The 4,232-nt window shown below is 70.5% G+C and carries 5 protein-coding genes and 1 tRNA gene; 2 read left to right on the top strand and 4 right to left on the bottom strand.

What is annotated here, in order from left to right; all coding sequences use genetic code 11:
- Window positions 1-460 (bottom strand): phosphotransferase (locus tag B7L92_RS40425; protein WP_255311226.1); only part of this gene is annotated, 460 nt, incomplete at its 3' end.
- 1,218 nt (window positions 461-1,678) lie between these two features.
- On the opposite strand from B7L92_RS40425, the gene B7L92_RS31425 reads away from it, so the two are divergent.
- The gene (locus B7L92_RS31425) at window positions 1,679-1,873 is read left to right on the top strand and encodes a hypothetical protein (protein WP_081240716.1); all 195 of its coding nucleotides are present in this window, start codon (window positions 1,679-1,681) and stop codon (window positions 1,871-1,873) included.
- 857 nt (window positions 1,874-2,730) lie between these two features.
- Here the strand turns inward: B7L92_RS31425 and B7L92_RS31420 are convergent.
- Window positions 2,731-3,270 carry a hypothetical protein gene (locus B7L92_RS31420; protein ID WP_174704049.1) on the bottom strand — a complete coding sequence of 180 codons (540 nt, stop codon included), beginning with the start codon at window positions 3,268-3,270 and terminating at the stop codon, window positions 2,731-2,733.
- Between B7L92_RS31420 and B7L92_RS41210 the strand changes: the two genes are divergently transcribed.
- The gene (locus B7L92_RS41210) at window positions 3,238-3,744 is read left to right on the top strand and encodes a hypothetical protein (protein ID WP_170102265.1); all 507 of its coding nucleotides are present in this window, start codon (window positions 3,238-3,240) and stop codon (window positions 3,742-3,744) included. The two genes, B7L92_RS31420 and B7L92_RS41210, sit on opposite strands and share 33 nt — an antisense overlap.
- 146 nt (window positions 3,745-3,890) lie before the next feature.
- Here B7L92_RS41210 and B7L92_RS31410 read toward each other — a convergent pair.
- Window positions 3,891-3,967 (bottom strand) — tRNA-Thr (locus tag B7L92_RS31410).
- Between the two features lie 119 nt (window positions 3,968-4,086).
- A partial coding sequence (locus B7L92_RS31405; RefSeq protein WP_143626407.1) for an alpha/beta hydrolase occupies window positions 4,087-4,232 on the bottom strand: 146 nt, incomplete at its 5' end.

Below are 4,232 nucleotides of genomic sequence, written 5' to 3'. Positions count from 1 at the left end.
GGACGGGCACGCACGCGACCCCGGCCTCGGTCGCCCGGAGCCGCTCCAGTTCCCCGAGCAGCGCGGCGTCGCGCTGCAGCATCCCCCACGCCTGTACGAAAGCACCGGTGGCGTGGACGTAGAGCTCCAGCGGCAGCGACCGCAGGTCCTCGACCGGGGGGTACGGGTGGGGGTCCGGCTCGGGGAAGTCCTCGGCCCGGAAGGGGAGCCGGTGCAGCGCGGCCAACGTCCGGCCGGCCTGCGCCGACATGGACTCGGTGAACTCCTCGTCCGCGGCGAGCTCGCTGCCGGACCTGATGCCGTCCAGCATCCGGAACACCAGCAGCCGCTGCTCCTCGTCACCCCCGAGGAATTCGGGGCGGGGGAAGGGGCGGGCGCCGCCGTTCGCGAGAAGCTCGAACGACATGATCCTTCGATAACGCTTCAGGGATTCCTCGGGACTCCCTTTCAGCCGTTTCACGAATACCGGCTCACCTGTGTCCGTGACACCGGACCAGTTGTCGTTCCGGCCCGGGTAGGAATAGACCTCGGAAGCGCTCAGCGAACCCAGCCCGAGCCGCCTCAGGAGTTGTTCGACCGATGCGTCCACGGGACCGTCGACAACCGACGCGGAAGACCGGCTCTGCGGATATTCGATCTTTTCGCCTGCCACAGACGTTTTCTATCCCGGGCCGCCGCCGCCTGACAACGGAGTGACCGCTATCGGCCACCGCGGGCGGGGACGCACCGGGTACGGTCCGCCCCGGCGCGGAGCCGGGCGACGCCGGCCGGCGGCGACCGGTGACGACGATTCCCCGCCGTCCCTCCCGATCCCCGTGCCACCGCGCCGGCACCACCCGGCCCGAAGCGCCGCTCCCCTCCGCGCGCCCTGCCCCGAGGGGGACGGGCGGCGTCGCTCCGGTCAGATGATTCTTCGGCGCACGGCCCACACCACTGCTTCTATCGGGGTTTCCACGTCGACGTGGTCGCATATCGACCGGAGTTTGCGCCGGAGTGTGCGGTCGCTCATCTCCATACGGCGGGCGACCTGCGCCATGGTGCAGCCTTGGGAGACAAGTTGAAGGATTCTCATGTGGTCGTTTCCTAGTTCGAGGTGGGGCTCTCTCAAGGAACTACTACGATTCACCTGTCAACCTCATGATCGTCCGGCGGTGAGGCGCCGGATTCCGATGTGCTGAAAGGCTCGCCGGAAGAACCGGTTCGCGGTTCTTACGGCGGACCGAATATGTGCCGACACCGAAGACGGATCGGAAGCGCGGGGGCGGCGCGACGAAGACGGGGCACCGGCCCGCACCGGGAAGAACTGCGGGTACGGGGGCGGATCGCGGAATCGGGGAAGAACCGCTCGTGCGGCCGCGCGACCGCCCGGTGATCGCGCGCCGGGCGCCGGGCGGGGCGGAAGGGGGCACCCGATTCCCGGTGAACGCGATGCGCGGGATCACCACCGAGAACCGCGTGCACGCCGCTCAGCAGCATTTCCACCCCGCACTCACCCGAACTCGATTCCGATCGACTCGCCGAAGCCGGCCCCGCGATCAATATGCCCGCGGACCGTCGGATCCAAAACCCTTGGAATTCGAATCCAACGGCCCATGAAAAGGGAAGGGAAACGCACACCGACAGGGCCTCCGACAAAGGCGCGGACGGTTCACCCGGCCTTCGCCCGGCATGTGCGGGCGTGACCACAGCAGTCACGGCGAACGCCGTGAAGTTCTGCGCGGTCCCGGCGGCCGCACTCACCGCGGCCACGACGCCGGCGATCACGACGGCCCGGTCGACCGAACGGATCCGGGGCGCCCGCGACCCCCGTGACCAGTATGTTTCTCACCCCGGGGCCATGCTCGGCAGGGAATTCCTCAAGCGAGGTGACTGATCCACCTTGCCCGGAAGCATGAAGTTCCCCCTTGACTGAGACCCCGTGAAACGCTCGGCCGAATGTGCGGCGGCCACATCTGGAGGGCGGGCGGCGAAGCGTCGACCCACCCACGCATTCGAACGTACGGCCAGTATATGAACCGCTGGATCGACTTGGTCAACGCTTTACTCTTGTGACTGACGTCACAGCATTATCATTTTCGCGGAATTTGAGGTTCCGGATGTGATGGGATATTTTTCGACGCCCAATAACCCGGTGCCGCACTCCCGCCATTCACGCACAAAAAGCTTGGCACATACATCATCCTTCCAAGGGAGGCACATCACCCAAAATGAATTAACTACGTGCATATCGAAAACAATCCCCGGGTACGGGACCTCTCGGGCCCCCGGTACGGCGTCCCGCTTCCGACGGGTACGACGGGGCGGCCGCGCGGGGCACCCGCCCGCCCGCAGCCCCGCCCCGGCGGGCATCGCGCCCCGGGCAGCGGAGGCTCCGGGCCGGTGCCTGCCCGCCCCGGGGCCCCGGTGGAACCGCCCTCGGGTCCCGGTTCCGGGACCCACGCGTTCCGGACCCACGCGTTCCGGGGCCGCGCATGACGTGGGCCCGCGGGATCACGACCACCGGTTCCGCGTCACCACGCGGGATCCCGTCTCCCCCGACCGGCGGCTTACCGGCGCGTCCGTGCCTGCGGCCGGGCCCTCCGGTGCGGCACCGTCCGCTCACGCGTCACTCGGCGCTTCACCGTCGGGACGACCGGCACTTCCCCGGTTCGCCCGGCCCGGGAGCGGTGCCCCGGGCGTGCCGGACGGATCGGCCGGCCGTGCCGACAGGGCCGTCCGCCCGGCAGGGTGTCAGCACGTGGAGGTTCCGGAGGCCGCGAGCCCTTCGACCGCCTGCGCGTGCCCCTTGGGACACCTGCCGGCACCGGGTACGGCGAGCGCGGCACGGAACTGGTCCCGCGCTTCCGCGACCCGCCCCGCCGCGCGGTAGGTGCGGCCCGGCCGGCACCGGATGTCCATCTCCCGCCGGTCGTGGTCGGGATCGCCGAGCGGGGCCAGGGTCCGGTGCTGCGTGAGAGCGCGCCGGAGGACGGCTGCGGCGGCATCCAGGTTTCCCGCGCTGTGCTCTGCCGTGCCCAGCCTGGCCAGGGTGAGTGTGTGCAGGAGGACGTCCCCGGTTTGCTGGATGAGGTCGGCCACCCGGCCGAACATGACCCTGGCCTTCGGTGGGTCGAGGTAGAGGTGGAGGTCGAGGCTGGAGGTCAGCGCCCTGCTGATCGCGCGAGGGCGGCCGATGGCCCTGCCGCGGACGTGCGCGGCGCGGAAGCAGGCCAGTGCCTCCTCGTTCCGTCCCTGACCGTGGCGGACGAAGCCGAGGCCGAAGGACGCCATCGCGCCGAGCCAGTGGTCGTCGAACTGCCGCGCCAGTTCCAGACCCTCGGTGAGACGGGCTGCCCCTCGGGCACCCCGGTCCGCGCTCGGCCCGGCGGTTCCGAGCCCGATCATGGTTCCCCGTCCGGGGCGGCGGCCGGGCTGACGGACACCGCGCGCGGGACCGTCCACGATCTCCATGAAGCACTGAGGGAGACGGTCCGCCGACGGCTGGCCGGGGGCGACGGCACCGGCAGGGGCGGCGGCTACGGCGTACGGGTGCTCGACGCGTACGAGACGGATCCCGACGTGTGGCGGACCCGGCTGCTCCAGGTTCTGGCGGGTTCCGGGGCGGAGGGGGACGAGGAGGTTCTCGCGGCGGCCCGCGCCGTACTCCGCGCGGAGCGCCGGACGGGTCCCGTCTCGCCGGACGCCCCCGGCTCCGGGGAAGTACCGGCCGGGGACGGCACCCCACGGAACCACGCGTTCGATTGACGGTGCGGTGGGCGGCGCCCCGGCCGCGGGCGTCCCCGCTCACGCATCGCTCGCGGAGGCGGTCCCACGACACCCCGGCCGTCCGCCCCGCCATGTCCCGAACAACAGAAAGCCCCAGGTCAACACCTACTGACCTGGGGTTCCAGTGGAGCCGCCTTCGGGATTCGAACCCGAGACCTACGCATTACGAGTGCGTTGCTCTGGCCATCTGAGCTAAGGCGGCACGCTGCCCGCACCCATGGTGCGATCGGCAACGCCGGTAAGTCTACACAGTTTCCGAGGGTGCTTCGCACCTGCCCCGGAGGCGGGCCACAGCGCCCGCCTCCGGGGGTGGGGCACCGGCTACGAGCAGCGCTTTCCGTCCGCGGGCGGGGTGCCGCGGAGCAGGTAGGCGTTGATCGTGGAGTCGATACAGTCGCTGCCCCGGCCGTAGGCGGTGTGGCCGTCGCCCTCGTGGGTGAGGAGGCGGGCCGAGGACAACTGGCCGG

The sequence above is a fragment of the Streptomyces viridosporus genome, assembly GCF_002078235.1.
GTDB lineage: Bacteria > Actinomycetota > Actinomycetes > Streptomycetales > Streptomycetaceae > Streptomyces > Streptomyces viridosporus.
Note: the sequence above shows the minus strand (reverse complement) of the source record. Positions and strands in the feature narration are given on the sequence as shown.

Excerpts from the sequence above, each read along its gene's own strand:
- B7L92_RS31420 (WP_174704049.1), bottom strand. The coding sequence starts at position 3,270 with ATGGCGTCCTTCGGCCTCGGCTTCGTCCGCCACGGTCAGGGACGGAAC.